Source organism: Stenotrophomonas maltophilia group sp. RY12688 (assembly GCF_052149045.1).
Taxonomy (GTDB): domain Bacteria; phylum Pseudomonadota; class Gammaproteobacteria; order Xanthomonadales; family Xanthomonadaceae; genus Stenotrophomonas; species Stenotrophomonas sepilia.
On the sequence record NZ_CP197389.1, the window covers coordinates 2,225,881 to 2,249,239 of the forward strand.

28 protein-coding genes and 1 pseudogene are annotated in these 23,359 nt (G+C 66.9%); 20 read left to right on the plus strand and 9 right to left on the minus strand.

All coding sequences use genetic code 11. The features are described 5' to 3' along the window. Nucleotides 1-12 precede the first annotated feature (12 nt). Together ACS0OT_RS10505 and ACS0OT_RS10510 are read right to left on the minus strand one after the other, a co-directional pair. The gene (locus ACS0OT_RS10505; RefSeq protein WP_138951294.1) at nucleotides 13-621 is read right to left on the minus strand and encodes a hypothetical protein; all 609 of its coding nucleotides are present in this window, start codon (nucleotides 619-621) and stop codon (nucleotides 13-15) included. Between the two features lie 165 nt (nucleotides 622-786). Next, a pseudogene (locus ACS0OT_RS10510) lies at nucleotides 787-951 on the minus strand (PHB depolymerase esterase); the annotation flags it as partial. 215 nt (nucleotides 952-1,166) lie between these two features. Between ACS0OT_RS10510 and ACS0OT_RS10515 the strand changes: the two are divergent. Together ACS0OT_RS10515 and ACS0OT_RS10520 are read left to right on the plus strand one after the other, a co-directional pair. Then, complete coding sequence (locus ACS0OT_RS10515; RefSeq protein ID WP_329843758.1) at nucleotides 1,167-2,123, plus strand: NUDIX domain-containing protein; 957 nt, start codon at nucleotides 1,167-1,169, stop codon at nucleotides 2,121-2,123. A 49-nt stretch (nucleotides 2,124-2,172) separates the two neighbouring features. Then, nucleotides 2,173-4,017, plus strand: coding sequence for a hypothetical protein (locus ACS0OT_RS10520; protein WP_442255793.1), 1,845 nt, complete (start codon nucleotides 2,173-2,175; stop codon nucleotides 4,015-4,017). A gap of 144 nt (nucleotides 4,018-4,161) precedes the next feature. Here the strand turns inward: ACS0OT_RS10520 and ACS0OT_RS10525 are convergent, their stop codons facing one another. Further along, the gene (locus ACS0OT_RS10525; protein ID WP_065186424.1) at nucleotides 4,162-5,736 is read right to left on the minus strand and encodes a S15 peptidase family protein; all 1,575 of its coding nucleotides are present in this window, start codon (nucleotides 5,734-5,736) and stop codon (nucleotides 4,162-4,164) included. 159 nt (nucleotides 5,737-5,895) lie between these two features. On the opposite strand from ACS0OT_RS10525, the gene ACS0OT_RS10530 reads away from it, so the two are divergent. Continuing rightward, complete coding sequence (locus ACS0OT_RS10530) at nucleotides 5,896-6,909, plus strand: DUF4034 domain-containing protein (protein WP_065186425.1); 1,014 nt, start codon at nucleotides 5,896-5,898, stop codon at nucleotides 6,907-6,909. Nucleotides 6,910-7,220: 311 nt separating this feature from the next. After that, the gene (locus ACS0OT_RS10535) at nucleotides 7,221-7,961 is read left to right on the plus strand and encodes a DNA/RNA non-specific endonuclease (RefSeq protein WP_442255794.1); all 741 of its coding nucleotides are present in this window, start codon (nucleotides 7,221-7,223) and stop codon (nucleotides 7,959-7,961) included. 16 nt (nucleotides 7,962-7,977) lie between these two features. Here ACS0OT_RS10535 and ACS0OT_RS10540 read toward each other — a convergent pair whose 3' ends face one another. Next, nucleotides 7,978-8,448: a hypothetical protein gene (locus ACS0OT_RS10540; RefSeq protein ID WP_235649622.1), complete on the minus strand. Its 471-nt coding sequence runs from the start codon at nucleotides 8,446-8,448 to the stop codon at nucleotides 7,978-7,980. 131 nt (nucleotides 8,449-8,579) lie between these two features. On the opposite strand from ACS0OT_RS10540, the gene ACS0OT_RS10545 reads away from it, so the two are divergent. Then, nucleotides 8,580-9,275 (plus strand): HAD family hydrolase, encoded by a 696-nt coding sequence (locus ACS0OT_RS10545; RefSeq protein WP_005416634.1) that lies wholly within the window; start codon nucleotides 8,580-8,582, stop codon nucleotides 9,273-9,275. A gap of 7 nt (nucleotides 9,276-9,282) precedes the next feature. Here ACS0OT_RS10545 and ACS0OT_RS10550 read toward each other — a convergent pair whose 3' ends face one another. Genes ACS0OT_RS10550 through ACS0OT_RS10565 form a run of 4 tightly spaced genes read right to left on the minus strand, consistent with a single transcriptional unit; the run spans nucleotide 9,283 to nucleotide 11,330 of the window. Further along, nucleotides 9,283-9,513 (minus strand): hypothetical protein, encoded by a 231-nt coding sequence (locus tag ACS0OT_RS10550; protein ID WP_235649623.1) that lies wholly within the window; start codon nucleotides 9,511-9,513, stop codon nucleotides 9,283-9,285. Then, nucleotides 9,510-9,935, minus strand: coding sequence for a VOC family protein (locus ACS0OT_RS10555; protein WP_235649624.1), 426 nt, complete (start codon nucleotides 9,933-9,935; stop codon nucleotides 9,510-9,512). The genes ACS0OT_RS10550 and ACS0OT_RS10555 overlap by 4 nt, the downstream gene beginning before the upstream one ends. Before the next feature lie 10 nt (nucleotides 9,936-9,945). Next, the gene (locus tag ACS0OT_RS10560; protein ID WP_065196323.1) at nucleotides 9,946-10,407 is read right to left on the minus strand and encodes a helix-turn-helix domain-containing protein; all 462 of its coding nucleotides are present in this window, start codon (nucleotides 10,405-10,407) and stop codon (nucleotides 9,946-9,948) included. Next, nucleotides 10,404-11,330, minus strand: a complete 927-nt coding sequence (locus ACS0OT_RS10565; RefSeq protein ID WP_442255795.1) for a LysR substrate-binding domain-containing protein — start codon at nucleotides 11,328-11,330, stop codon at nucleotides 10,404-10,406. Before ACS0OT_RS10565 ends, ACS0OT_RS10560 begins: the two co-directional genes overlap by 4 nt. A gap of 91 nt (nucleotides 11,331-11,421) precedes the next feature. Between ACS0OT_RS10565 and ACS0OT_RS10570 the strand changes: the two genes are divergently transcribed. After that, on the plus strand, nucleotides 11,422-12,462 hold the full coding sequence (locus tag ACS0OT_RS10570; RefSeq protein ID WP_442255796.1) for a hypothetical protein: 1,041 nt from the start codon (nucleotides 11,422-11,424) through the stop codon (nucleotides 12,460-12,462). Then, complete coding sequence (locus ACS0OT_RS10575) at nucleotides 12,459-13,340, plus strand: TolB family protein (RefSeq protein ID WP_065177771.1); 882 nt, start codon at nucleotides 12,459-12,461, stop codon at nucleotides 13,338-13,340. The genes ACS0OT_RS10570 and ACS0OT_RS10575 overlap by 4 nt, the downstream gene beginning before the upstream one ends. Before the next feature lie 7 nt (nucleotides 13,341-13,347). On the opposite strand, the gene ACS0OT_RS10580 is transcribed toward ACS0OT_RS10575, so the two are convergent. Next, the gene (locus ACS0OT_RS10580; RefSeq protein WP_235649628.1) at nucleotides 13,348-14,703 is read right to left on the minus strand and encodes a sigma-54 interaction domain-containing protein; all 1,356 of its coding nucleotides are present in this window, start codon (nucleotides 14,701-14,703) and stop codon (nucleotides 13,348-13,350) included. Between the two features lie 397 nt (nucleotides 14,704-15,100). Here ACS0OT_RS10580 and ACS0OT_RS10585 point away from each other — a divergent pair, with 397 nt between their 5' ends. The 13 genes from ACS0OT_RS10585 (at nucleotide 15,101) to ACS0OT_RS10645 (ending at nucleotide 23,339) form a co-directional block, all read left to right on the plus strand. Next, nucleotides 15,101-15,631, plus strand: a complete 531-nt coding sequence (locus ACS0OT_RS10585) for a hypothetical protein (protein WP_065177769.1) — start codon at nucleotides 15,101-15,103, stop codon at nucleotides 15,629-15,631. After that, on the plus strand, nucleotides 15,628-16,245 hold the full coding sequence (locus ACS0OT_RS10590; protein ID WP_353088299.1) for a hypothetical protein: 618 nt from the start codon (nucleotides 15,628-15,630) through the stop codon (nucleotides 16,243-16,245). Before ACS0OT_RS10585 ends, ACS0OT_RS10590 begins: the two co-directional genes overlap by 4 nt. A gap of 43 nt (nucleotides 16,246-16,288) precedes the next feature. Then, on the plus strand, nucleotides 16,289-17,605 hold the full coding sequence (locus ACS0OT_RS10595) for an adhesin (protein ID WP_235649630.1): 1,317 nt from the start codon (nucleotides 16,289-16,291) through the stop codon (nucleotides 17,603-17,605). A 99-nt stretch (nucleotides 17,606-17,704) separates the two neighbouring features. Further along, nucleotides 17,705-18,409, plus strand: a complete 705-nt coding sequence (locus ACS0OT_RS10600) for a C39 family peptidase (protein ID WP_005416645.1) — start codon at nucleotides 17,705-17,707, stop codon at nucleotides 18,407-18,409. 13 nt (nucleotides 18,410-18,422) lie between these two features. Continuing rightward, the gene (locus ACS0OT_RS10605) at nucleotides 18,423-19,172 is read left to right on the plus strand and encodes a hypothetical protein (protein WP_262219995.1); all 750 of its coding nucleotides are present in this window, start codon (nucleotides 18,423-18,425) and stop codon (nucleotides 19,170-19,172) included. Between the two features lie 49 nt (nucleotides 19,173-19,221). Next, nucleotides 19,222-20,526: a transporter gene (locus ACS0OT_RS10610; protein WP_442255797.1), complete on the plus strand. Its 1,305-nt coding sequence runs from the start codon at nucleotides 19,222-19,224 to the stop codon at nucleotides 20,524-20,526. Nucleotides 20,527-20,826: 300 nt separating this feature from the next. Then, nucleotides 20,827-21,117 (plus strand): RebB family R body protein, encoded by a 291-nt coding sequence (locus ACS0OT_RS10615; RefSeq protein ID WP_005416648.1) that lies wholly within the window; start codon nucleotides 20,827-20,829, stop codon nucleotides 21,115-21,117. 43 nt (nucleotides 21,118-21,160) lie between these two features. Further along, nucleotides 21,161-21,430, plus strand: a complete 270-nt coding sequence (locus ACS0OT_RS10620; protein WP_005416649.1) for a RebB family R body protein — start codon at nucleotides 21,161-21,163, stop codon at nucleotides 21,428-21,430. Nucleotides 21,431-21,456: 26 nt separating this feature from the next. Then, nucleotides 21,457-21,723 carry a RebB family R body protein gene (locus ACS0OT_RS10625; RefSeq protein ID WP_005416650.1) on the plus strand — a complete coding sequence of 89 codons (267 nt, stop codon included), beginning with the start codon at nucleotides 21,457-21,459 and terminating at the stop codon, nucleotides 21,721-21,723. 60 nt (nucleotides 21,724-21,783) lie between these two features. Next, nucleotides 21,784-22,056: a RebB family R body protein gene (locus tag ACS0OT_RS10630; RefSeq protein WP_005416651.1), complete on the plus strand. Its 273-nt coding sequence runs from the start codon at nucleotides 21,784-21,786 to the stop codon at nucleotides 22,054-22,056. Nucleotides 22,057-22,126: 70 nt separating this feature from the next. Next, complete coding sequence (locus ACS0OT_RS10635; RefSeq protein WP_005416652.1) at nucleotides 22,127-22,363, plus strand: RebB family R body protein; 237 nt, start codon at nucleotides 22,127-22,129, stop codon at nucleotides 22,361-22,363. Continuing rightward, on the plus strand, nucleotides 22,360-22,944 hold the full coding sequence (locus tag ACS0OT_RS10640) for a RebB family R body protein (RefSeq protein ID WP_329843772.1): 585 nt from the start codon (nucleotides 22,360-22,362) through the stop codon (nucleotides 22,942-22,944). Before ACS0OT_RS10635 ends, ACS0OT_RS10640 begins: the two co-directional genes overlap by 4 nt. A 47-nt stretch (nucleotides 22,945-22,991) precedes the next feature. Further along, nucleotides 22,992-23,339: a hypothetical protein gene (locus ACS0OT_RS10645; RefSeq protein ID WP_005416654.1), complete on the plus strand. Its 348-nt coding sequence runs from the start codon at nucleotides 22,992-22,994 to the stop codon at nucleotides 23,337-23,339. Nucleotides 23,340-23,359: the final 20 nt, after the last annotated feature.

Here is a 23,359-nt window from a genome sequence, read left to right on the forward strand (position 1 = left end):
GCCCGGGAGCGGTCAGGACCGGATCGGACCGACGTCGCTGATGCCGCTGCGATCGCAGAGCTCAAGAACCTTGCCTGGCTCCTTCACTTCGCCGCATGACACCCAGTTCGGACGCAGCCCCAGCACATGCTCGACGCGATCATGGAACAGCTTCAGATCGGCCGTGCCCTGGCGTCCGTCCAGCGGAAGATCGTGACGGAAGCTGCTGTGAATGGCCGGGACAGCAGGGTTGGCCCAGTACGAAGCCTGATCGTCGGCACGCGTCTGCAGCGCAAACCGGGCCCGCGTACCACCGGCCTCTTCAGAAAGCGCAACGGTGTACCAGCTGACCGCCGTCATGTTGACGTTGTAGAACGTCGTCATGGTGCCCTGGTAGCCCATGCGGCGTTCGACATACCCATAGGTGCGCTTCGCCGCGATACCGGGCGCGCCAGCATCGAATTCCATCTTTCCGGGCGCCAGCAGGTTCAAGACCTCGATTGAAGCAGCCCTGACCTGGTCGATCGATTTCCCGGGATAGAAGCGGGATGCCGCCACCGCCTGCTCGGGCGTTTCCTTCTTCGGAAGCATCCCGCACCCACTGATGGACAACGCCAGCGCCAGAACAACAATAACTCTCACAGAACTACATCCTTATATGTGGGCGAGAAGTACCCAATCGAGCGGGCACCATGCCCGCCCCTGCGCATTAGCGACCATCGGCAGTACTTCTTGAGCCCTGCGACCGCCCTGCGAGGCGGTTCGTGGGGCGGTGGCGTGCATGGTTCTGCGCAACTGACCTGCGCCTGCATCCGGCCCCTTGGGATCGGTGAACGGCAGGTCCGACTGGCTGCCGCTCCATGCATGCCCCATCCCCTGCACCACATAGTGCTGCACCAGCGTCCTGCCGCCGTAGGCATAGGTATCGACCGTGTAGGCGCGCCCATCCGGCACCTGTCCGTGGCAGGAAGAAGCTGCGTGGACTGCATGACCCGGAGGCAGGCGCCGGGAGTCGTTGACGCCCGGGCGGCCACGGGCTTGGCCCCAATGCGGGGAAATCAACGCCCCCTGCCCTCCTGCTCCGTCGGTTCCACCGCATACATCATCGCTACCGCCGATTCTCCCTCGCCTCCCGCTCCTACAGTGGATCCACCGCGCCCGCCCCGCGCTTGATGGAGGACTGAATCATGCCCCAGGTCTATGCTGCGCTCTGGAACGGAACCCATTACCTGATCACCCGCAAGCGGGTCATCAACAACTGGTGGGCGTCCAATTCGGTGATGGTGCTGACTGCAGAAGCACTGGACGCTGCCCTGACAGTCGCCGCATCACCCGCATTGCCGCGGGACGAGGACTGGCAGCCTGCGCTTGCGTTGCTCCAGAGTGCCCAGGTCGCTGCCACATCCGCCGGCTACGCAGAGACGACCCAAGGCCAGAGCATCCTGGTGAATCTCAGCAATGCCGTCCAGGCGATGCAGGCGTCACCGCCGAATCCGGACCAGGTTGGATCTGCTGTCACCCACCTCACCCGCAGATTGTTCCGTCAATCCACGCTGCCAGAGCGCATCAGGAACCTGGCAAACACGTTGCCGGTGTTCTCGCCGGATTCATGGGGGCCCGCGCTGCTGACGGCACAGAACCTGGCCCGGGACACCCGCGCATGGGCGGCGCAGGTTCCCATGGTTGTCGTCAACCAGGCTGGGCAATGGACGCTCCCTGGCGGCCGCAGGCATGACAACGAGACCGAGGAAGATGCTGCCCGCCGGGAGTTCATGGAGGAAACCGGCATCTCCCTCGACACCGTCAACTTCCCGCGGGATCTGCTCAAGCCTAATCGACGCTATGCATTGGTCCGCTTCAGGACGGTTGCCCGGGATCTGCAGAACATCACCGATGCAGTCTGCGCCAACGTGCGGGCAAGGCCCAGTGTGATGCGCCCGACCGCCAGTGAGGTGACCGATTGGGAAATCGATCATGCACAGCTGGTGGCGGCCGCCGATCTTGGCAACTACCTGGGCGCACGCGCGGCGGTCACGCCACCCAGCACGCAGGATTTCGCCACCATGCTGCAGCAGATGTCCAGGCCCTACAGCCAGTCGATTGACTGGTACGCCACGATGGCCGCATCACTGTCTTCCAGCTGAGAGGGCCCTTCGCCCCCCTGCCCGCCCCTGCACCCCAGCGAGGCCCACCATGAAAGAGAGCACGCCCGAACGCGAGGCCCGGCGCCACATCAGCAAGCAGCTCACCGCGCAGATCAACAACGCGCAGGTGTATCCCGACGTCCGCTCGGTCGTGGTGAAGGCCCTGGCCGACATCAAGGACCAGCTGCGCAGCCTGTCCAGCAAGGTACGGCGGGATTACAGCCTGAAACCCGGTGAGCCGTTGATGTTCTTCTACGTCAAGGGCGGCAATGCGCTGGACGCACTGCTTGAACGCCCGGCAGACCCGCCGCCGACGCTGTTCGATTTCGGCAGGTCCGACTGGGACACGCAGGTGGTGATCAACCCCTGGATCCCGATCCCGGCACAGGACGCCCTGCACGGCGGTGTTGAAGACATCGTGATCGACGTGATGCAGGGTGCCGGCCTCAACATCGCGCTGGAGATCAGCGTCTTCCCACCCAACCAGAATCCGCTGGCCGGCCAGGTGGTGGATCTTGCATCGGTGGACATCCATGTGCCGCCCGGCCAGCAGTGCCTGGTGACATGTGACAACCCGCAGACGTTCCGGAAGGTGTACGAACGTGACCGCGCGGGCCTGCATCTGTTCACCAGCGAGCCATTGAAGGGCATCGGCACGTCCGCGCCGGTAACAAGCCCGTCCGTGCTGCCCCCTCCGCAGCCACCGTTGCCGCAGCCCGTGCAGCCGCCGCCTGTCCCTCCGCCGCCACCCGGCATCATCCTCAACGACGGCATCAAACCGTTCGTGCTGTATCGCATGGGCTATACCTGGCACGCGCGATGGGTGAAGGATCCGAAGGCGCCTGCCGGCGATGACCCGGTGACGCCGCGGCCGATCCTGATGGAACTGATCGATGTCACCACGCCGCGCCGCGATACCGTGGAGGCCGTGACAGTGTGGTCGGACATCATCCGCAACCACCTGGTGATTGCCGAGGATGCCGGTTCTGAAGAGCGCTGGCGGCTGCCCCTGCCCAGCATGGAGTACCACCTGTGGGAAGGCCTGACCATGCTGTGCGAGATCGCTGCCTATCCCGGCTGGCCAGGCGCGGACAAGCTGCAGAAACGTCGCCGCAACGTGCAGCGCATCCACGACTGGTACCGCGACCAGCAGGGCGACCTGGCGACGTTCGGCCGGGTGATCGATGGCATCGCGGCGGCGCCGGTGTTCGCCGATGACACGGACTGCATGCAGCAGGTCGATGCCTGCATGCGTATGGTCAAGGCGCGCATGCAGGCGTCAGCCTCGGGATTCGATCACGGCGCGCTGTCGGCCACCCACGCGCAGCGTCTGGCGCACGGGCGGCAATGGGGCGTGCAACGGGTCGCAGCGCTGCTGCAACGCCTGGGTGCACCTGCCGCTTCGTCCGGCTACAGCGACGATCTCGCCTTGATCGGGACACTGGCACAGAACCCGTACCTGGATGTCACCCAGGTGCCGATCTCCGGCGTCGACTGCGCGATGATCATCCGCACCGACCCTGCAACGCTGCGCAAGGCGACGGCGGCCAACTGCTTCCTTGCGCTTGCCCAGGATCTCGGCGCGCACATGACCATCGAGGATTCCCTGCACTCGACCGTACGCGCCACAGGTGTCAGCTACGAGCGGACGCTGGTGCTCTTCGATGCGCCGCATTCGCCGTCGGCGCGCGTGGCCAAGGCAATCCTGACGTTGACCACTGCAGGCCCGATCGATTGCCCATTCCACGACAGCCCCCATGGTTCCGGACAGGCCATCGCACCGTTGCTGGACATGGACAACCAGCGCAAGGTGGCGGCCTCGATCATCCAGGGTTTCGTGCAACGGGCGAACCTGTCCAGGCAGCACGATATGATCCGAGTGTTGCTGCCGTAGGGGGAGTGAGCCGCGCCCCCCCTGCCCTGCACCTGGATCGCATCGATCGCGCACACTCCGCCGCAGCACAGGTGCGGAGCAACTGATCCACCGGGAAACGCCTTCGCCCGGCATGGCGTCGAGCGAAGGCCGTGTGGCTTTGAATCAATGCAGCGGCACCTTCAGCACCGAAGGCGCGTTGGCCGGCGAGCTGAAGGTCACCGCCCCCCCCAGCTGGCTGATGCCCGCATAGCGCAGGTCCACGGTATCGACCACCAGGGTCAGCCGGCTGCCGGTCGGGAGGTTCCAGCTGCTGGCTTCCAGGCGAAGATCGATGGTTCTCGGCTGGCCGGGCGTGGCACCGCGCAGGGTGTACGGCTTGTGGCTGATCAGCTGGCCGTTGCCCAGCATATCCTCGGCATACAGGTAGGCATACAGCGTGGTGTTGGCGCGAGTGGGCGTCACCGTCAACCGCACTTCCGGTGCGCCATCCAGGCGGCGTGCACTCCAGTAGATCGGGCCCTGCCAGACGCCTGCGGCGTTGCGGCCAACGAATGGTACATAGGCACCGGGCGGCAGGTTGAACATCTGCAGCGCGCCGGACGCCATCACCACGCCGGAGTTGGCGGCAGTCAGCAGGCCGCTGCCGATCCGGTAGTTCCAACCGGTGCCGCCACCGCTCTCGGCCAGCCCTCCGGTGGGCAGCAGAAGCCCGGTCGGCGCGGTCAGCCCGTAGCTTACGGCACCGGTAGAGGTGGCCTGCCAGTCCGGATAACGGCTCCAGCTGCCCTTCTGCGACTTCAACTGCACCGCCGGCTGGCGATCGATGCCATTGGCGACGCCCTTGAGGTAGTGGTCGAACCAGTCGCCCACCGTGGCATAGACCTCATTGGGAATGCCGAGCGCACCGAAGGCTTCGTTGAGGGCGTGGTCGCCATGGCGCAGCTGCAACTGCTTGGGTCCCTTCAGGCGGGTGAAGAAGTCGACCAGCTGGCCCGGCGGAAACAGGCTGTCGTTGAAGGCGTTGGCGAGGAATACCGCGGGTTGGTTGGCATTGATCTCATCAAGGCTGCTGGCCGGGCTGCGCTGTGCCGCCACCGGCAGCAGCGAGTCCACCGCCCCCTGGTAGTTGCCGACCAGCACATTGCCGTTGATGGTGGCCAGCTCCGCCCCGGGGCGGCCAGTGGCCAGGCCGGCTGCCACCAGCAGGGCAATACCTTGCGCGCTGGGCGTGTCATGGCTGTAGAGCGACGCCTGCAGGTCGGCCCAGCCGCTCAACGCGGCAACGGCCTTGATGCGCGGGTCGCGTGCTGCCGCCAGCAGGCTGGTGCCGGCCCCATAGGAGATGCCCGATACACCGATTCGTGAGGGGTCGGCACGGGTGTTGTCCAGCGCCCAGTCAATCAGTGCACTGACGTCCTCGACCGTGGCCGGCCCGGCGATGTCGATGCTGCCGCCCGACTCCCAGAAGCCGCGCGAGCTGTAGCTGATGACCACATAGCCGCGCTGCGCCAGCGACTGTGCCACGCCCACGTACTCCACGCTGGGCACTGCCCAGCTGCTGGGCATCACCAGCAGCGGATAGCGGCCACTGCCGGCCTCCTGGGGTTCGATGACGAAGGCCCCGAGGGGCGTGCCATCCCAGCTGGGGATGGTGCGATGAGTGGTCTTGACCGTGGTCGCCAGGGCCGTGGGCGCCAGCCCGGTCAGCAGGATCAACAGCAGCAGAACCTTGCGCATCGTTGTCTCTCCCCGTCGGTGGTGGTGCAACGGGTCGGACCGTACCAGTGCGAATGGTGGCTGGCACCTTGCGACGCAACATGCCGCAAAGCGCGCCTTGCTATGCTTCGAGGCACTGCGGGCCCTCCGCAGTCTCCCATCAAAGCAAGGACGCCCCCGATGCACAGGATGCTCGTCGCAGGCACGCTCTCCAGCGTTGCCTGCCTGTTCGCCCCTTCAGTGTTGGCAGAAGATGCCCCCGAACCCGCCAACGACTGCGCGGAGATTGCGCGGCTGATGGCCAACGACGACTTTGCGGCACTCGACGCGATGGCCGCGCGTTTCCGCAAGGGCGAGCTCAACGCCGCCGGCCAATCCCGGCTCGGCCGTTTCTACATCTGCATGTCGCGTGCAATCGGCACGTCGCGGCAGGACGTTCAAGCCTGGAACGACTGGTCTGCATGGGCGGCGCGCTGGGTTCAGCACGCGCCGAAGTCTGCGGCGGCCCACCTGATCACCGCACGGATTCCACTCAACCTGGCCTGGAGCTACCGCGGCAACGGATACGCCAACACCGTCAACGACGAAGACTGGGCACAGTTCCATGAGTACAACGCGGTTTCGCGGGCCTACCTGCAATCGCATGAGGATGTTGCCGGCGGCGACCCGTTCTGGCACGAGATGAACGTGCTGATCGCGCTGCGCGAAAGCGCGGATGACGACGAAATGCTGGCGCTCGTTGATCGAGCAGCGAAGGCCTTCCCCGACTACGAACCACTGCACCTCATTGCCATGGAGTACTTCACGCCGGCCTGGGGCGGCAGCGCGCAGAAGATGGAAGCCTTCGCGCGGCACTCGATGGCCAGCGCACCAAAGAAGAAGCGGGCCATGCGCTACGCACGGCTGTACTGGTCGGCCACCGAGTATTCGCCCGATCACTTCCGCGCGGCGAAGCCCGATTGGCCGCTGATGCGCCAGGGACTGGACGAAATCGCTCAGCAGTACCCGACCATCGACAACCTGGAATCGATCGTCCGCTATGCCTGCCTGGCACGCGACAGCGACGCACTGGTCCGCTGGAATCGTTTGTGGTTGAGCCGCAGCGGTTTCGACGAGGCGGCCATTGCGAGCTCGACCGAGCAAAGCAAGGCCGCATGCCTGGCGCCGGACGAAGAACAGGAAGCATTCCTGTAGCGCCCGCCGCCGCAGGCCCTGGCGCGCAGCTGGCAGGCCTGCCAGGCGCCTAGCACGCGCGCGTGTCATCCACGCGCCGCGTGATCTGACATATCACCAGTGCTTGCGCATGATCACAGCTTCGCCCTTTCGTCATTGACCACAAGGCGCCAGCTTGTGACGCTTATGACACCGCAGGGCTGATGGCCCAACAACGCGGCCAGGCTCCACCGCAATCCGCAGCATCCGTCTCCGCAGCATCTCCGCATGTCCTCGCCCCGGCCAGGTCGTGACGGGCGGCTGCGCCCTGAATCTTCTGCTGGAGAATCGAAATGCGCCTTGCAGGCTTTGTCTTTGCCATCGTACTCAGTGCTTTTGCCGGTGCTGCACAGGCCCAGGTGGTCACCCTCAACAAGGGCGGCTTCGTGCTGACCTACGACTGCAGCATCCACAGCGCCACCCGCTACGAGTACACGCTTACCGCCGATACCGGTTCGGCCGCACGGCCGTCCAGCTTCTACAAGGACCCGGACCTGCCGGCCGGCTGCCTGGGCCAGACCAGCACCGCGTCCTACGCCAGCATCAGATCCGGCTATGACCGTGGCCATCTGGTCACGTCCAACCACATGGACTACGACGTGACCTACATCCGTCGCGCCAACTACATGACCAACATCGTGCCGCAGGTGTCCAGCTTCAACCAGGGCATCTGGGTGAAGGCCGAAAACGTGGCCGAGTGCTACCGCGACATCGCACCGGTGGACGTCTACGGTGGTGTGGTCTACGGCGACGCCGCCAACGATTACTTCCTCGCCAGCCATGGCATCCCGACCCCGGAGTTCTTCTGGAAGACGATCATCACCCGTGACCCGAACACCGGAACCGCCAAGGCGATCAGCTGGATCATTCCCAACGAGGCCAACCTCGCCAGCCTGGACAACTACCTGGTGACGATTGCCGATCTGGAGGAGCTGCTGGGCGCCAGCTATGTGGCGATCAACGCACCGGCCTCGCTGAAGAACATGCTGCCGGCCAGCACCTGGCCACAGCCTGCAGGGTGTGACCTGGGCTGATCGGCAGGCGGAGGAATCACGATGCCTGCACGCGCAGCCATCGTGACGCCAGCACTCTGGCAAACAGGAACTGCACTGCGGCGCCGACGACGGTGGCAACGACAAGCCCGCGCCCTGTCGTTGGCGCCCCGCCGGACAGCATTCGCATCAGGTAGGCCATGCTGGCCAGGATGATCAGCAGCGTCGTGGCAAGCAGGATCAGCGACGCCACCATCCTGCGCGCCGTCGATGCGGGTTCTGGCGACGGCGCGCTGGCCCACAGGCCGGCAAACGTGGCCAGTGCGCAAGACCCCAGCAGGACCAGGCTGGCAATCTGCAACTGCGCGGCGCCGTCGGCGACGGGCATGATGAACTCGCCTGGCGAGAATCCCGCAGGCAGCAGCAACACCAGGACGGGGAGCAGGCAGCTGCCGGCCAGCGTCACCGCGCCGGCGATGCCGGCACTGATGAGGCGATGGTGCCGGGCCTGGGATCGCACTCGGTTCAAGGGGTATTCCCGTGCAGGCGCTGGGTGGGGTGGCCCGGCAGTCTAGCGTTCCTGTGGCCAACGTGCCCTGCCCGTCCCGCTATGGGAAAATGGCGGGCGCTTCGCCCTTTTGGCTGTTCCCGGAGTAGTAGATGTCCCGTTTCCCCTTCGATGCCGTGCTGTTCGACTGCGACGGCGTACTGGTCGATTCCGAGCCGCTGGTGGCCCGCGTGCTCTCGGAAATGCTGACCGCACGCGGCTGGCCGCTGACCCCGGCGCAGGCCGGCGAGGTCTTCCTGGGCCAATCCGTGGCCCATCTGGCCGGGCTGATCGCAGAGCGCACCGGCAAGCCGTTCACCGAGGAATGGCTGGAGGAGTTCCGCCAGCAGCGCAACCGGGCGCTGGAACGGGATCTGGAGCCGATCCGGGGGGCGCCCGAGGCCGTGCGTGCGATCGCCGCAGCGACCGGTGGCCGCATTGCCTGCGCGTCCGGTGCCGACCTGATCAAGGTGAAACTGCAGCTGGGCAAGGTCGGCATCCTCGATGCCTTCGGTGACCACGTCTACAGCGGCCAGGACATGCCGAACACCAAGCCGCACCCGGACGTCTACCTGGCGGCCGCTGCCGCGCTGGGTGTGGATCCGAAGCGCTGCGCGGTCATTGAAGACACCGTGACCGGAGCGACCGCCGGCGTCGCGGCGGGTGCCACCGTGTTTGGCTTCAGCGAGGGCGGCCCGCACCACAGCACGCCGGAGGCCCTGCGCGCTGCGGGTGCGAAGGTGATCTTCCAGCGCATGGACCAGCTGCCGGCATTGCTGGCGGCCTACGCCGCCGACGCTGCCGCCTGAGGCGGCCTCAGCCTGCAGCGCCCAGTGCGGCGCTGCGGCGTTTCCCGGTGTAATGCAGCACGAACAGGTACAGGCCAGTGAACAGCTGCAGGAACAATGGCGGCAGCGGCGAATAGGTGATCCACGCTGCCGGCTCGCCCTGCCCCAGCCCGCGAGCGGCGAAATTGGCGATCACCGCCAGGGTGAAGAGGATCGAGGTCCAGCGATGCACGGGCCGTGCCCAGCCACCCCGGCTCATTGACGGCGCCTCGCTTCGGAGCGGGCTTCGATCATCTTCCAGCCATTGCCGGACGGGTCACGGAATCCGGCATCGACGGCGCCGTAGCGTTCGACCGGCTCCTGGGTGAACTCGACGCCCCGTGCCAGCCATTGCGTATAGCGCGCCCGACAGTCATCGACGGCCAGCACCAGCGGCGGCATTGCGCCTTTCGCCACCAGCTGCTGCAGTGCCTGCGCGGTGGCCGCATCGTGGGTGGGCGGGCCCGGAACGAACAGCCCCAGCTGGAATCCGTCCTGGCCGGGGCTGCGTACCGTCAGCCAACGGTAGCTGCCATTGCGCACATCGGTGTGCACTTCGAAACCGAGCATGCCGACGTAGAACGCGAGCGCCTCATCCTGGTCGCGCACATACAGGCCGACCGTGTTCACAGTGTTTGTCATGGGACCTCCCTCAGGTGGGGTCCACGTTAGCAACCGCCTGGCGACGGCGCTTCTCCAAAACTGCGATGTTCAGGTCCGGTCGCTGCGCGGCACGCGCATGGCATTCCGGCACGCTGGCCGGGGTCACCTGGCCAGCGCGCTCGCGCTCGCGCACGTTGCCGGGGCTGTCGCCGGTGATGTCACGGAAGACGCGGCCGAAGGTGCCCAGGCTGCTCCAGCCGGTCTGCGCGGCGATCTCGGTGACCGGCAGGTCGGTGTCACGCAACATCGCCACGGCCCGTTCAATGCGGCGGCTGAGCAGGTAGCGGTGCGGCGGCAGCCCGAATGCCTGCTTGAACGAACGCGCGAAATGCGCCGCGGATACGGCACTCACTTCGGCCAGGCGGGCCACCGGCCAGTCCTCGTGGCTGGCATGGTCCATCCGGTCCTTGGCACGCAGCAGGCGTCGCAGCAGTTCGGGGCTCTGGCTCATGCCGCCACCATGCGCGCCAGATGATGTCGCGCCGCATGCCTGGCCTGCGCGGCCTGCTCGCCCAGCCAGTCACCGAATGCAATGACCTTGGCGCTCCGGCTGCGCGCCGTCGGTGCCACGAACCAGAAACCACGCCCGTCGCTGGCCACACCGGGATGTGCCTGCACCAGGCGCCCGCTGTCCAGTTCGGCCTGGAACAGGATTGGCGAAGCAATGGCGATGCCCTGCCCGGCAATGGCCGCGCCGACGTCCAGATGCTCTACCGCAAAGGGGGTGATGAAGCTCTCTGCGGCCGGCGGCGGGACGGCACCATGTGCGGAGAACCACAGTGCCCACCAGTCGGGCCTGCCGAGCAGCGGAACGTCCAACGCCCGGCGACCGAGCCCGTCTGCCGCCGGCAGCAGCGCTGGCGCGCACAACGGGGTGAAAATGCTGGGGAACAGGGGCGTGGCCTGCAGCCCGGGCCACCCGCCATGCCCATTGCGGATGGCGGCATCGAAACGCCCGGCGGCCAGGTCCTGGGGCTCTGCCGACAAGTCCAGTTCCAGCACGATGTTCCGATGGCGGGCACGAAAGCTGCCCAGCCGCGGCGTCAACCAGCTGGTGCCCAGCGTGGGCAATACGGACAGACGCAATCGCGCCGCATCCATGTCAGCGGCACGCATGAAACTGGCACGAAGCGCGTCGAAGGCCCGGGTGGCCTCCTGCGCGACGCTGGCACCCGCTTCCGTCAGCTCCACATGCTGTGCATGGCGCAGGAACAGGCAGGTACCGGTCTGGGCCTCCAGCCGGCGCACGTGGTAACTCACCGATGCCGCACTGGTGTCGAGCTCCTCGGCGGCACGGGCAAAACTGCCCAGCCGCGCCGCCGCTTCGAAGGCGCGGATGGCGGCAAGCGATGGAAGCTGGCGTTGGCTCACCATAAGTGTGGCTTAGCCTGAGCCCGGATATCTGCGTGGTCAATCCCCCTCGCACCCGCAACGATGGAGGCACTTCCGGCAAGGGGTCACGCACATGGATCGACGGCAGTTCCTGGCCACCTTGGCCGCAGTGGCAGCCTCAAGCGCCCTACCCTCGGGGCGGCCCCTGTCCAGCCACAGCGAAGACTGGAAATGGTTGCAGGGCAACTGGCAGGTCCGGCACCAACGCCTGAAGGAGCGCCTGGTGGGCGACACCCGCTGGGAAGCCTTCACCGGCGCCAGCGCGGTCTGGCTCACCCTGGGCGGGCTCGGCACCATCGATGACAACGTCATGGCGCTGCCTTCGGGCCCGTACAGAGGCCTGGGCGTGCGTGCTTTTGATCCGGTGTCTTCCACGTGGTCGATCTGGTGGATCGATGGGCGCAACCCTGCCCATATCGAAGCGCCCGTGCGCGGCGTCTTCGAAGGCGATGGCGGCAGCTTCCGTGGTCGTGATCACTTCAAGGGACGCCCCATCGACGTCTGGTTCCGCTGGCATGACATCCATGGCGATGAGCCGTGGTGGGAACAGGCGTTCTCCGACGATGCCGGCGCGCACTGGGAAGTGAACTGGCGCAACTGGTTCCGCCGCACTGCGGCGGTCCCCTCTCCGCTTCCGAAGCTGCCGGATGCACCGCGCGACTTTGATTTCCTGGTGGGCCATTGGAACGTGCGCCATCGTCGCCTGCGCGCTCGGCTGGCAGGCAGTGATGCGTGGGACGCGTTCAACGGCACCCTGCACAACTGGCCGGTACTGGGAGGATTCGGCAACGTAGGCGACAACCTGATGGACGTGCCGGGAACACCGCTGCGCGGCATGGGTATCCGCGCCTGGAGTGCGGCTGAGCAGCACTGGCTGAGCTGGTGGCTGGATGGTCGGGAGCCGACCCGGATCGGTGCGCCGCTGCGCGGTGGTTTCGAGGCCGGTGTCGGCCGCTTCTTCGGCGAAGACCATCACGACGGTCGATCAATCCAGACGCGGGTGATCTGGTCACGCATCACCCCGCGCTCGGCGCGCTGGGAACAGGCGGCTTCGACCGATGGGGGACGCAGTTGGGAAACCAACTGGGCCAGCGACTTCGAGCGGCAGGCATGAAAGCGCGGCTGGCCGTGATGCTGCTGGTTGCTGCGTCGCCCCCCGCGACTCCCTCAAGCGTGCTGCAGATCGTCGGCTCCGCTGAACGCTTTGCGCCGGGCGTTGCATCCACGCAGTACGACGAGATTCGACTGACCCTGAGCCCGGACGGAAACACCGCGCTGTGGTTCAGCCGCAACCGTCCCGGCGGTCCGGGCGGGTATGACATCTGGGTCTCCCGCCACGATGGGCAGCGCTGGCGGCCGGCGACGCCGGTCTCGTTCAACACGCCGGGACGAGACTTCGATCCCGCCTTTTCTGCCGATGGCCGCACGGTGTATTTCTGTTCGGATCGAGCAGGCGGTCAGGGCGGCGACGATCTGTACCGGGTCAGCATTGGACGTGACGGTCGATTCGGCGAACCGGAGAATCTGGGCCCCGCGGTGAACAGCGCGGCCGACGAGTTCGCGCCGATGCTCTCGCCGGACGGTCGTACGCTGCTGTTCTCCAGCGATCGCGCGGGCGGTGCCGGCGGCCATGACCTCTACAGCGCCACGATGATCGGCGGCGTGGCGCAGCTGGCGCGGCCGCTGGCGGGTGGCATCAATACCGCCGCACAGGAGTTCGATGCCACGTTCCTCGGCAACGGCCAAACGGTGGTGTTTGCCCGCGCCCTGGACTTCGCCACTGCACCGGTCCGCCAGTTCATTGCCTACGAGCGTGGAGGCCGTTATGACGCGGGCCATGCATTGCCCTCCCCGGTGAACGAAGCCTCCGGCGACAGCTACGGTGCGATGCTGGATGGCTCGCAACCTGACACTTTGACCTATTCGGCGCGGCGCGCAGACGGTGCGGGGTTGGACCTGTACCGCATCCGCTACCGTTCGGGCGAACCATGATCCGCACTCAACGCTGCGTCGGCAGTTCCAGACGATGCTTGCGGCACAGCCGATACACGGTCACCCGCGAGATCTGCATCTGCCGTGCGCACTCGGAGACGTTGTAGCCGGTCTGGCGCAGGGTCTGCAGCAGCACATCGCGCTCGGCCTGGCCGCGAGCATCCTGCAGCATCGCGCCCGGCGGCGCATGCTCGGCCCCACCCAGTTCAAGGTCACGCTCGCTGATCAGCTCGCCTTCGGCCATGATCGCCGCCCGCTGCACCCGGTTGAGCAGTTCACGCACGTTGCCGGGCCAACCGAAGCGCCGCATCGCCTGCAGCGCAGCGGGCGCAAAGCCACGTGCACGCACGCTGTGGCGCAGGCGGAAGCAGCGCAGGAAGTGCTCGGCCAGCAGCTGCACATCGGCGCCACGCTCGCGCAAGGGCGGCATCAGCAGGCGCAGCACATTGAGCCGATAGTAAAGATCGCTGCGGAACCGCCCCTGCGCCACCGCGTGCTCCAGTTCGACGTGGGTGGCCGCGAGTACACGCACGTCGGCCCGCAGCGGCTGGCTGCTGCCGACGCGCTCGAAGGTGCCTTCCTGCAGCACGCGCAGCAGGCTGGTCTGCGCCTCCGCCGGCAGGTCGCCCACCTCGTCGAGGAACACGGTGCCGCCGTGTGCGGCTTCGAATACGCCGATCTGGCGCTTGTCGGCGCCGGTGAACGAGCCGCGCTCGTGGCCGAACAGCTCCGACTGCACCAGGCTGGCCGGAATGGCACCGCAGTTGATCGCGATGAACGGCTTGCCCGCACGGCCAGACAACGCATGCAGCGCGTGAGCCGCCAGCTCCTTGCCGGTACCGGTTTCGCCGGTGACCAGCACCGGCAGTTCGACCGGCGCGAACTTGTGCAGCACGCTGCGCACCGCATGCAACGCAGGACTCTCGCCGATCAGTGCGCGTGGTCCCTGGCCGCCGCATACCTCGCTGGCAGAAGGATCATCCGCGTCGAACTGCTGGCGCATCGCAGCCACCAGGTCCTGCAGGCCGAAAGGCAGCGTGAACCGCGAGATGCAACGCTGCAGTAAGGGCAGCCACGCTGCAGGCGTGGGCCCTGCACCGGGTGGCAGCACCGCAAGCCAGGGCAGATGCACGTGCTGTTCGATCCATGGCGCCAGCAACTGCAGCGCGGGCGTATCCAGATGGCGAAGATCCAGCACAGCGACCAGCCGATCACGCCCGCGCAGCCCGATCGCCATCGCCGGGTCGGGATGGATGCGGCGCACGTACCAGCCTGCGGCCGCCAGCGCGCTGCGCTCGTTCGCCAGCGGCTCGCCGAACCAGAGCACGCAACGTGATGTAGAAGCCTCCGGGACCGCCGCCATGCTTCCCCCAGCATCCGGACACCGTCGGCGGACTGTCAGGCAATCACCGGCGTGCCGCCCTCCGCCGGGACCCTCTACGGCCACCGCAGCGGCCTTTGATGGGCGGATCCTAGCGCTGCGCTAAACGGCGGCGCAATAAGCGCCGCGTCAAGAGACCACCGGCTGAAGCGGCATCGTTACAGTCCGCGACGGCACCTGTAACACCCGTGTGACAGTCGGGCGCCCGCCTTGCCCTGCGGCGCGTGGTACAGCGCGATCCCAACATTTTTCCGACGCCGCTGTAACAGCGCGGCAGCAGCCCCCTGCGCCTGCCAGCGCCTGACGCCAAGGCAGCCAAGCCTTGCAGGGTTGGCACGGTTGATGCGTGCTTCCGCCCCACCCACCACGGGAGATCGGCATGGACGGCATCACCCCCATTCGCGGCCTGCTGGCAACGCTGGCTGTGGCCCTGCTGTCGGTTGGCGCGAGCGCCTCTGCCTCCGGTGCACGCCAGGGCGTGAAGGCTCAACCGGGCGAAATCGTCCTGTTGCGTGATGTGTCCGCACGCCCGGCCTATCGCATGGCGCCGCCCGGCATGGCGCTGATCGCCGACCCGAAACCCCAGCGCGAGATCGCGGCGGCCCTCGGTGCGGGTGCCCCGGCAAACGGGATGGACGAGCTGAGCGATGAGGACTACGCAGACATGGGGGCAGGTCAGGCCGCCACAGCCACCGCACCCGCAGGCACCACGGTCGAACGTGTGACGCAGCAGGCATTGCGCGGTACGCTCGGCCGCAACGGTGACGGCATGGTCGGCAGCAGTCTCGGTGGCGCCATGAGCGGGCCGCTCGGCGCGGTCGGCAACAGTACCCGCGGCATCGGCGAGACCGTGCGCGGCGCGCTCGGCCAGTTCCCGCTGCAGGGCATGGCCCCGGCAGGTGGCAAGTGAGGCAGGCGCACTGGCTGCTGCTGATCCTGCCTGCCACGCCGTTGATCGCGCAGGCCGATGACTACAGCGGCATGCTCGCCTACCTCGACGTTGCCCGCATCGACGGCCATGCACTGGCCGGCGCGAACGGCGCCATCGCGGTCAACCAGGCGGCCGGCGACCTCAATCTGCAGGCCAACCTGCGCGGCATCGCCACGGGCGAACATGCCGACGTCTCGATCGGCAACCGACAACTGCGCGGTGGCAACCGCGTGCTGGGTGCACCGATGCACGCCACTGCCGTCATCGATGGCAAGGCGCTGGCCGGTGCCAGCGGCATCGCATCCATCAACCAGGCCAGCGGCATCGCCAACACGACGCTCAACGTCGTCAGCGCGACGCTGGCCCGACAGGGCATACGCGAAACCGACGATACGGCCTTGGCCGCCGAGGGTTCCGCGTTGGCAGGGGGGCGGGACGACGCCGGTCGCGGCGTCGCGGCGGGCACCCGCAGCGCCGGTGTCACCAGCACCGCGCTGCGGGGATTCGACGGGGTCCTGCAACTCAATCAGATCGCGGGCAGCGGCAATGACACGGCCAATGTGCTGGGCCTGGTCGTGCAGGACCGCCCGTGACAACCACCCAACCGATGCACCACCTGATGAGAGAGAGGGCACCATGAAAGCGACCGTCAAACGGACCATGCTCGCCATGGCGATTGCCACTGCCTCGACCGCCGCTGCGGCCAATGGCTGGGACAACCAGAACGCCAACGCGAACATCAACCACACCCACACCGTCAGCGAAACCCGCAACGAGACGCACAACCACACCGACAACGACGTGCGCAACCGCACCGTCAACGTCAATGTGCAGAAGCACAGCACCATCCAGGCCGACGAACGCAAGGAAAAGAACAACCACGGCGTCGACGTGAACCTGGAGAAGGACCTGCGACTGAGCACCGACATCAATTTCTCCGGCGACCCGAACATCACCGGCGACATCGACCTCGACTCGGCGGCCATCGCCGTGATCGACAACCGCCAGTCGATCAGCAACAACGCCACCAGCAACAGCCTGGTCACCAACAGTGCCTCCATCGGTGACAGCGTGGGTGCAGGTGCCTCCGGCAACCTGGGCTTCAACGTGGTATCGGGCGACAACAACGCCCAGGACAATGCCGCCTCGTTGTCCGCCGCCGACGCGTCCTTCAGCTTCGGCATGGCCGACGCCGAGGTGTTCGTCAACCAGGCCGGCTTCGGCAACGCGACCATGAACTCCGGCGTGACCAATGCCGCAGGTCTCGGTGGCAATGCCTTCGGCGGTGCGTCCGGCAACATCGGCGTGAACATCGCCTCGGGCAACAACAACGAGCAGAAGAACGCGCTGGCGGCGTCGGTCGCGACCACCGCGGTGGCGCAGTCGAGCATCAGCTCCAACCAGGTCGCCACCGGCAACACGGTCAGCAACGCCGGCTTCGTGCAGTCCTACACCGATACCGTGCAGGTCGGCATGCGTGGCGGCGTCAGCGGCCTGACCCTGGCCTATGGCGCCGGCACCTACCGCGGTACCGGCAACGCCTACCAGATGGCCAACTACTATCTGGATACCTGGAGTGGCGAGCTGCCACACCCGGGTGGCAGCAGCACCGGCCACATCGACCTGGACGACGAAATCCAGAACGCCACGATGAACCCCAACCGGCCGGGGGTGGGTGGCCTGGGCTTCGATACGCGTGAGAGTGGCACCAGCCAGTTCGTCGAGCTGGGCGTGGCCGACCTGTATGCCAGCCTCAGCGGCACGGTCAGCACCACGCGCTGGGTGAACGTCAACGCGACCAACACCTCGGCCTTGTCGGGCAGCGCCTTCTCCGGCGCCTCGGGCAACATCGGCGTGAACGTGGCCGCGGGCACCGGCAACCTGCAAGCCAACAGCCTGGCCCTGGCAGTCGCCCAGCCCAGCACCGGCGGCGGTGGTGGCAGCGGCGAGTAAGCGCAACACCCCGGCCGTCCGCCAATGGCCGGGTTCCCGGGAGCTCCTGTTCCTCCTCCCCCTTGGGACAGGGGCTCCCCCTTGCTGCCGGAGAATGCGATGTTCGGCCACCGTCTCTCGATACGCCTGCTGGCCTGCCTGCTGTTGCTGGGCGGCGCGTCTGCGCGGGCGGGCGACGTCGGCTTCGCCGGCGTACTGCCCAATGGCGCGCTGCTGCAGCAGAAGGTGGAGAGCATGCAGGAACGGCGCTACCGCAACGTGGTACGCCAGCACACCGATTACAGCTGCGGAGCGGCCGCACTGGCGACCATCCTGCGCCATGCCTACCACCTGGACACCGACGAGGCGACGGTGATCGAAGGGATGATGGGGGTGTCCGACCCGGCGCTGGTGGCCGAGCGCGGTTTTTCACTGCTCGACATCAAGCGCTATGTGGAATCGCTGGGCATGCGTGGGCGCGGCTATCGCATCGATGAGGCACGCCTGCGCACGCTTCGCGTTCCCGGTCTTGTCCTGATGGACGTGCGCGGCTTCCGCCACTTCGTGGTGCTCAAGCAGGTACGCGACGGCGTGGTCGAGGTGGCCGATCCCATCCTTGGCAACCGCAGCCTGGCGCTGCCTGAATTTCTCGCTGCCTGGCCATCGCGCGCCGTATTCGTGGTGATCGGCAGCGATTTCGATCGCAACACAGTCCTGCTGCAACCCAGCGAACGACCCAGTGCCCGCGCGCTCTACGCGCGACAGGGGCCGATCACCGATGCCGAACTGGTCGACTTCGGCTTCAGCCACGCCGACCTGTTCTGAAGGAGGCTCCGCCATGTTCCGCCACCGACTGTTGATGGCCCTGCTGCTGGCCTGCCCCGCCCTGCCCCTGCAGGCAGCGGACGCGGCGCCCGGGCGTGGCCTGAAGGAAATTCCGGATCCCGAACTGAACCTGATGCGCGGCCGCTACACCGTAGGTGGCAATACCGTGGCCTGGTTCGGAGTGACGATGGTCTCGCAGTGGCAGGCCAGCAACGGAAGCGTGCTGCAGGGTGCGTTGACCCTGGGCATGGACTTCCGCGGCGGCGGCAGCCCGAAATTGAGCTTCCAGCCCAGCGTGCACGTGACTGCTGCAGATGCGCCGCTGCCGGACACGCAGGGCCGCCATATCGACAGCACCGGCCTGGCCAACGCCAATGGCCTGGTGCAGAGCGTGCAGGTGGCCGGCGATGGCAACGTTGCCCGCAATTCGACCACGCTGGTGGTGCGCAACGGCACGGTGCCGGGCCTTTCGGATGACGGTGCTCATTCGCTCAGTGCGCAGGGTGCAGGCGTCTCGGCCTCCGCAGTGCTGGACGGCAACCAGGCGCGCCTGCAGCTGCAGGTGGAGGGCCAGGGCATGGTCCAGCAATGGATACGTAACGGCAGCGTCGGCCAGGGCATCGCCCTGGCCGGTGACGGCCAGATCGCCAGCAACCAGCTGCGGCTGGAGCTGGTGCGGGATACCGCGGGCGGCAACCTGCCGTTGAGCCAGAACGTGGCCCAGGCGATTGCGATGAACCGCGGCATGGGGCCGGGCCGCTAGCACCACGGCACGGCGTTGGGGGAAGTGTTCCACAACGCAGGACACGAACATGCACACCTTGATGAGGATCACCCCGTTGGCGCTGGCGGCGCTGGCGGGCACCGCCTTCGCCGCACCGCCAGCGGCGGACGATGGCGCCGACGTGCAGGCACTGGCCAGCCAGCTGGAGCAGCTCAAATCCAACTATGCACAGGAAGTGCGGCGGCTGCGCGAACTGGACATGCAGGTGCAGGCGATGCAGGCGCGATTGAGTGGACGCACCGGGCCCACCGGGCCGGGAACGGCGGCGGCAACGGGCGCCGCAGTCGAGCATGGCTCGACACTACAGACGTCGCAGGGTAGCGAGGGCTACGCCAGCACGGCGGCCGAGGCACAGCAGGCGAAGCAGGAATCGCGGCGCAGCGTGGATGATGTGAAACAACAGCAGTCGGCGCTGTTCTCGCGCCGCTTCACCGTCGAGAACAGCCTCACCTACGCCCGCTACGACCGCAAGCAGCTCACCCTCAATGGTTTCCTGGCGCTGGACGCGATCTTCCTCGGCAACATCGCCATCGAGAACGTTGAATCCGATTCGCTCACCTACAACCTGGCCGCACGTTGGGGTGTCAGCCCGAACCTGACGCTCAACCTGGACGTGCCTTACCTGGCGCGGCGCACCGTCTACCAGAAGGGCGGCGCCGGCGGTGCGGCGGCCGCGATCGCGCAGGAAGAAACCAATGGCAACGGGCTGGGCGATATCGGCCTGAGTGCGAATTACCGCTTGTTCGGCGAACGCGGCTGGCGCCCGGAGACCGTTCTCACTGCCGGCGTGACCGCCCCTACCGGGCGCGCACCTTACGGTCTGGACTGGAAGGTGATCCAGCGAGACGACGATGACTACATCCGCTTCGCCGTACCCAGGGAACAGCCCACCGGCAATGGCGTGTGGCAGGCCAATGTGGGCCTGTCGATGGTCAAGACCGCCGATCCGGCGATCCTGTTCGCCAACGTCGGCTATGTGCATTCGTTCCCGCGTGGTTTCAGCGACATCGACAGCAACCCCGACACGGTCAACCCGGGTGACGTGAAGCTCGGCGGCGCGGTCTACTTCGGCGCTGGCGTGGCCTTTGCGTTCAACGAGCGCACCAGTCTCAGCCTGTCCTTCAGCGACCGCATCAGCGCCCGCGCTTCCACCCGTTTCCAAGGCGGGAAGTGGATGAAAGTGATCGGCAGCGACGCCAACGCGGCATCACTGAATCTGGGCGTGACCTACGCGCTCAACCAGCACACCACACTGGTGACCCTGCTGGGCATCGGGCTGACCCCGGATGCACCGGACTTCACGCTGGCGTTCAAGATCCCTTACATGCTCTGAGCGGCCGGATCCGGCGACGACGTGGCCACGGCCCGTCGCCGCCGGATCGCGCTACCCATGCGCAGCCTCTGTGTGTGCCCCAGGGCAACCCGCAAGCGCTGGCGACGACGGCGATGATCATCAGTTCCGCCGCATTCACGCCGCACCTTCACGGTGATCCCCCCGCATTCTCCGTCGATTCCGCCAATCCGGCGGCGACGCCATTTCCTACTCTGGCCCCACGGTGAAGCCCAGGCCGCTGCAGGCGACGCACCGTGACACTGGATACCACGCACTTCCACCCTTTCGCAGGAGCAGGACATGGCATTTCCAACCGCGGTAAACGACCAGATCACTGATTCGGTCACCCAGGCCAACACCAAGGTGCTGGGCGATGCGCCCGCCGTGGCAGTGGGCAATCTGTACCAGGCCACCGCACAGGCGCTGGCCAATGCCGCCCACAACGCCACCAACGCGCAGCAGCAGTCCTACGTCACCGCGCAGTCGGCCACCACCATGGGCGTGGCCACCCTGTACTCGATCGATACCGCCACCACGGCGGTGGCGAGCAAGGAAATCCTCAGCACCCGCGTTCGCGGCCTGGGTTCCTGACCTGTCGTTCCGTAGCTGATCCGCCAACCTCAAGGAGATCGACATGGCATTCCCGACCGCTGTAAACGACCAGATCACCGATTCGGTCACCCAGGCCAACACCAAAGTGCTGGGTGACGCGCCCGCCGTCGCCATGGGCAATCTGTACCAGGCCACCGCACAGGCCCTGGCCAACGCCGCCCACAACGCCACCAATGCGCAGCAGCAGTCCTATGTGACGGCGCAGGCGGCCACCACCATGGGTGTGGCCACGCTGTATTCGATCGACACCGCCACCACAGGCGTGGCCACCAAGCAGATCCTCGGCGCGTGATGCGCCGGCAGGCAAGGAGCTGAGCCATGGCATTTCCCACGGCCGTCAACGACCAGATCACCGACTCGGTCAGCCAGGCCAACCTGCAGACGCTGGGCGTGGCGCCTGCCACGGCAATGGGCACGCTGTACCAGGCCACCGCGCAGGCACTGGCCAATGCCGCCCACAACGCGACGCTCGCCCAGCAGCAGATGTATGTCACGGCGCAGGCCGCGACCACGATGGGCGTCGCGCTGCTCTACGCCGTCGATACCGGCGCCACCGGCGCCGCCACCCGGAAGATTCTCGGCTGATTCCATTGAGTGCCGGCAATCTCCGTTCCTGTAGTGCTGTCCACCCTAGGAGCTTCCACCATGGCATTTCCCACCGCCGTCAACAGCCAGATCACCGATTCGGTCTCGCAGGTCAACACCAAGGTGCTTGGTGATGCGCCGGCTATCGCAATGGGCAACCTGTTCGTGGCCACCAGCCAGGCGCTGTCCAACGCCGCGCACAACGCCACCAACAACCAGCAGCAGTCCTACGTGACCATGCAGGCGTCGACCACCCAGGGGGTGTCCACGCTGTATGCGATCGATACCGCCTCCAACGGCGTGGCCACCCGCGAAATCCTGGGTCTGCGCTGACGTGTTGGCCCGGCGTGACGCCAACCACCGCGCCCCCGCTCAGGGCGGCGTCACGCCGGGCCCCTGATCGATGGCCGCATCGCCCGCCACCGGCTACCTGCTGGCCGCCACCAGCGCCGGATCCGGTGTGGCGATCGCCCTCGCCCCCTCGTTCGCGATGTCCGCCACCTACCTGGCGATGGCCGACAGCCTCGGCCTGGCAATGCAGAACGCGGTGGCCAACCAGCAACGCGGCCAGGTGACCGCCGGCGCAAGCCTGGCCCAGGTCCTGGCCCTGATCATCCAGAAGGGAGCCGTTCCGTCATGAGCAGTGAGAACACCGTCAACAGCCAGATCGTCGACAGCGTCAGTGCCGCCTCGACCCTGCTGGTGGCCCAGGGGCCGGCGCAGTCCTTCAGCATGCTGGACATGGTGATGCTGGAGACGCTGGGCACCGCCATGCACAACGCTGTCGCACGCCAGCAGGGTGCCGGCATGGTCAGCAACGCAGCGGTCACCGCGACCTGCGCGAAGATGATCAATGCCCCCTGGCCGGTGCCACCGCCTGCTCCGGACCCCCCTCCGCCGCCACCGCCGCAGGTCATCCCCCTGCCCGGCCCGGTGCCGGCGCCCCCTTCGCCTGCGGCCGTGATCGCCGCGGCCACCGCAGAAGGAAAGACCGCCATCAGCGTCCTGCAGGCACAGACCCACGGTGCCACTGCCGACGCTGCGGCCGCCACCAGCAGCCTGCATGCACTCCAAACGCTTGCAGGCAATGCGGCAGCGCCTGCGCCCGGTCCTGCGCCCGACGCCGCGTCCGGTCCGGATCCGGACGCAGGTCCCGCCCAGGATCCCGCGCCAGATTCTCCTTCTTCTTCCCCGGCAGCCGACGCTGACGCCGGGGCCTGACACCCTGCAGGCCGCCTGCGGCCCCACCCGCCCATCAAGGAGCCCGTATGGACCCGAGCAACGTCAACGCCCAGGTCATCGATGTGATCAACCAGGTGCAGACGGCCACCATGTCCGCATCCGTGGTGAAGACCAGTGGCGCCGGCAAGGCCTACCAGTCGGTGGCCCAGTCTGCCGCGATCGCCGTGCAGGATGCCGCCGACGCCCTGCGCAATGTCTCAACCATCGCGACCACCGCGGCCGGCGTGGCCATGGCCCAGTACCTGGCGACGGGGGACGAAAAGTATGCAAGGGTGCTCACGCAGGCGCAGAACATGATGCAGGGGGCCACCGACGACTTCAATCGCGTCGGCAATGCCGCTGCGACCGTCCTAAAGGAATTTCCGGCCCAGTGAGGCCGCCAGGAGAGCCACGC

Bases quoted from the DNA above. Each gene is read 5' to 3' on its own strand.
- ACS0OT_RS10615 (WP_005416648.1), top strand. From the start codon at position 20,827: ATGGCATTTCCAACCGCGGTAAACGACCAGATCACTGATTCGGTCACC.
- ACS0OT_RS10515 (WP_329843758.1), top strand. From the start codon at position 1,167: ATGCCCCAGGTCTATGCTGCGCTCTGGAACGGAACCCATTACCTGATC.
- ACS0OT_RS10630 (WP_005416651.1), top strand. From the start codon at position 21,784: ATGGCATTTCCCACCGCCGTCAACAGCCAGATCACCGATTCGGTCTCG.
- ACS0OT_RS10550 (WP_235649623.1), bottom strand. From the start codon at position 9,513: ATGAGCCGGGGTGGCTGGGCACGGCCCGTGCATCGCTGGACCTCGATC.
- ACS0OT_RS10595 (WP_235649630.1), top strand. From the start codon at position 16,289: ATGAAAGCGACCGTCAAACGGACCATGCTCGCCATGGCGATTGCCACT.
- ACS0OT_RS10625 (WP_005416650.1), top strand. From the start codon at position 21,457: ATGGCATTTCCCACGGCCGTCAACGACCAGATCACCGACTCGGTCAGC.
- ACS0OT_RS10575 (WP_065177771.1), top strand. From the start codon at position 12,459: ATGAAAGCGCGGCTGGCCGTGATGCTGCTGGTTGCTGCGTCGCCCCCC.
- ACS0OT_RS10600 (WP_005416645.1), top strand. From the start codon at position 17,705: ATGTTCGGCCACCGTCTCTCGATACGCCTGCTGGCCTGCCTGCTGTTG.
- ACS0OT_RS10560 (WP_065196323.1), bottom strand. From the start codon at position 10,407: ATGAGCCAGAGCCCCGAACTGCTGCGACGCCTGCTGCGTGCCAAGGAC.
- ACS0OT_RS10585 (WP_065177769.1), top strand. From the start codon at position 15,101: ATGGACGGCATCACCCCCATTCGCGGCCTGCTGGCAACGCTGGCTGTG.
- ACS0OT_RS10520 (WP_442255793.1), top strand. From the start codon at position 2,173: ATGAAAGAGAGCACGCCCGAACGCGAGGCCCGGCGCCACATCAGCAAG.
- ACS0OT_RS10620 (WP_005416649.1), top strand. From the start codon at position 21,161: ATGGCATTCCCGACCGCTGTAAACGACCAGATCACCGATTCGGTCACC.
- ACS0OT_RS10605 (WP_262219995.1), top strand. From the start codon at position 18,423: ATGTTCCGCCACCGACTGTTGATGGCCCTGCTGCTGGCCTGCCCCGCC.
- ACS0OT_RS10640 (WP_329843772.1), top strand. From the start codon at position 22,360: ATGAGCAGTGAGAACACCGTCAACAGCCAGATCGTCGACAGCGTCAGT.
- ACS0OT_RS10565 (WP_442255795.1), bottom strand. From the start codon at position 11,330: ATGGTGAGCCAACGCCAGCTTCCATCGCTTGCCGCCATCCGCGCCTTC.
- ACS0OT_RS10570 (WP_442255796.1), top strand. From the start codon at position 11,422: ATGGATCGACGGCAGTTCCTGGCCACCTTGGCCGCAGTGGCAGCCTCA.
- ACS0OT_RS10645 (WP_005416654.1), top strand. From the start codon at position 22,992: ATGGACCCGAGCAACGTCAACGCCCAGGTCATCGATGTGATCAACCAG.
- ACS0OT_RS10525 (WP_065186424.1), bottom strand. From the start codon at position 5,736: ATGCGCAAGGTTCTGCTGCTGTTGATCCTGCTGACCGGGCTGGCGCCC.
- ACS0OT_RS10530 (WP_065186425.1), top strand. From the start codon at position 5,896: ATGCACAGGATGCTCGTCGCAGGCACGCTCTCCAGCGTTGCCTGCCTG.
- ACS0OT_RS10610 (WP_442255797.1), top strand. From the start codon at position 19,222: ATGCACACCTTGATGAGGATCACCCCGTTGGCGCTGGCGGCGCTGGCG.
- ACS0OT_RS10580 (WP_235649628.1), bottom strand. From the start codon at position 14,703: ATGGCGGCGGTCCCGGAGGCTTCTACATCACGTTGCGTGCTCTGGTTC.
- ACS0OT_RS10555 (WP_235649624.1), bottom strand. From the start codon at position 9,935: ATGACAAACACTGTGAACACGGTCGGCCTGTATGTGCGCGACCAGGAT.
- ACS0OT_RS10635 (WP_005416652.1), top strand. From the start codon at position 22,127: ATGGCCGCATCGCCCGCCACCGGCTACCTGCTGGCCGCCACCAGCGCC.
- ACS0OT_RS10545 (WP_005416634.1), top strand. From the start codon at position 8,580: ATGTCCCGTTTCCCCTTCGATGCCGTGCTGTTCGACTGCGACGGCGTA.
- ACS0OT_RS10535 (WP_442255794.1), top strand. From the start codon at position 7,221: ATGCGCCTTGCAGGCTTTGTCTTTGCCATCGTACTCAGTGCTTTTGCC.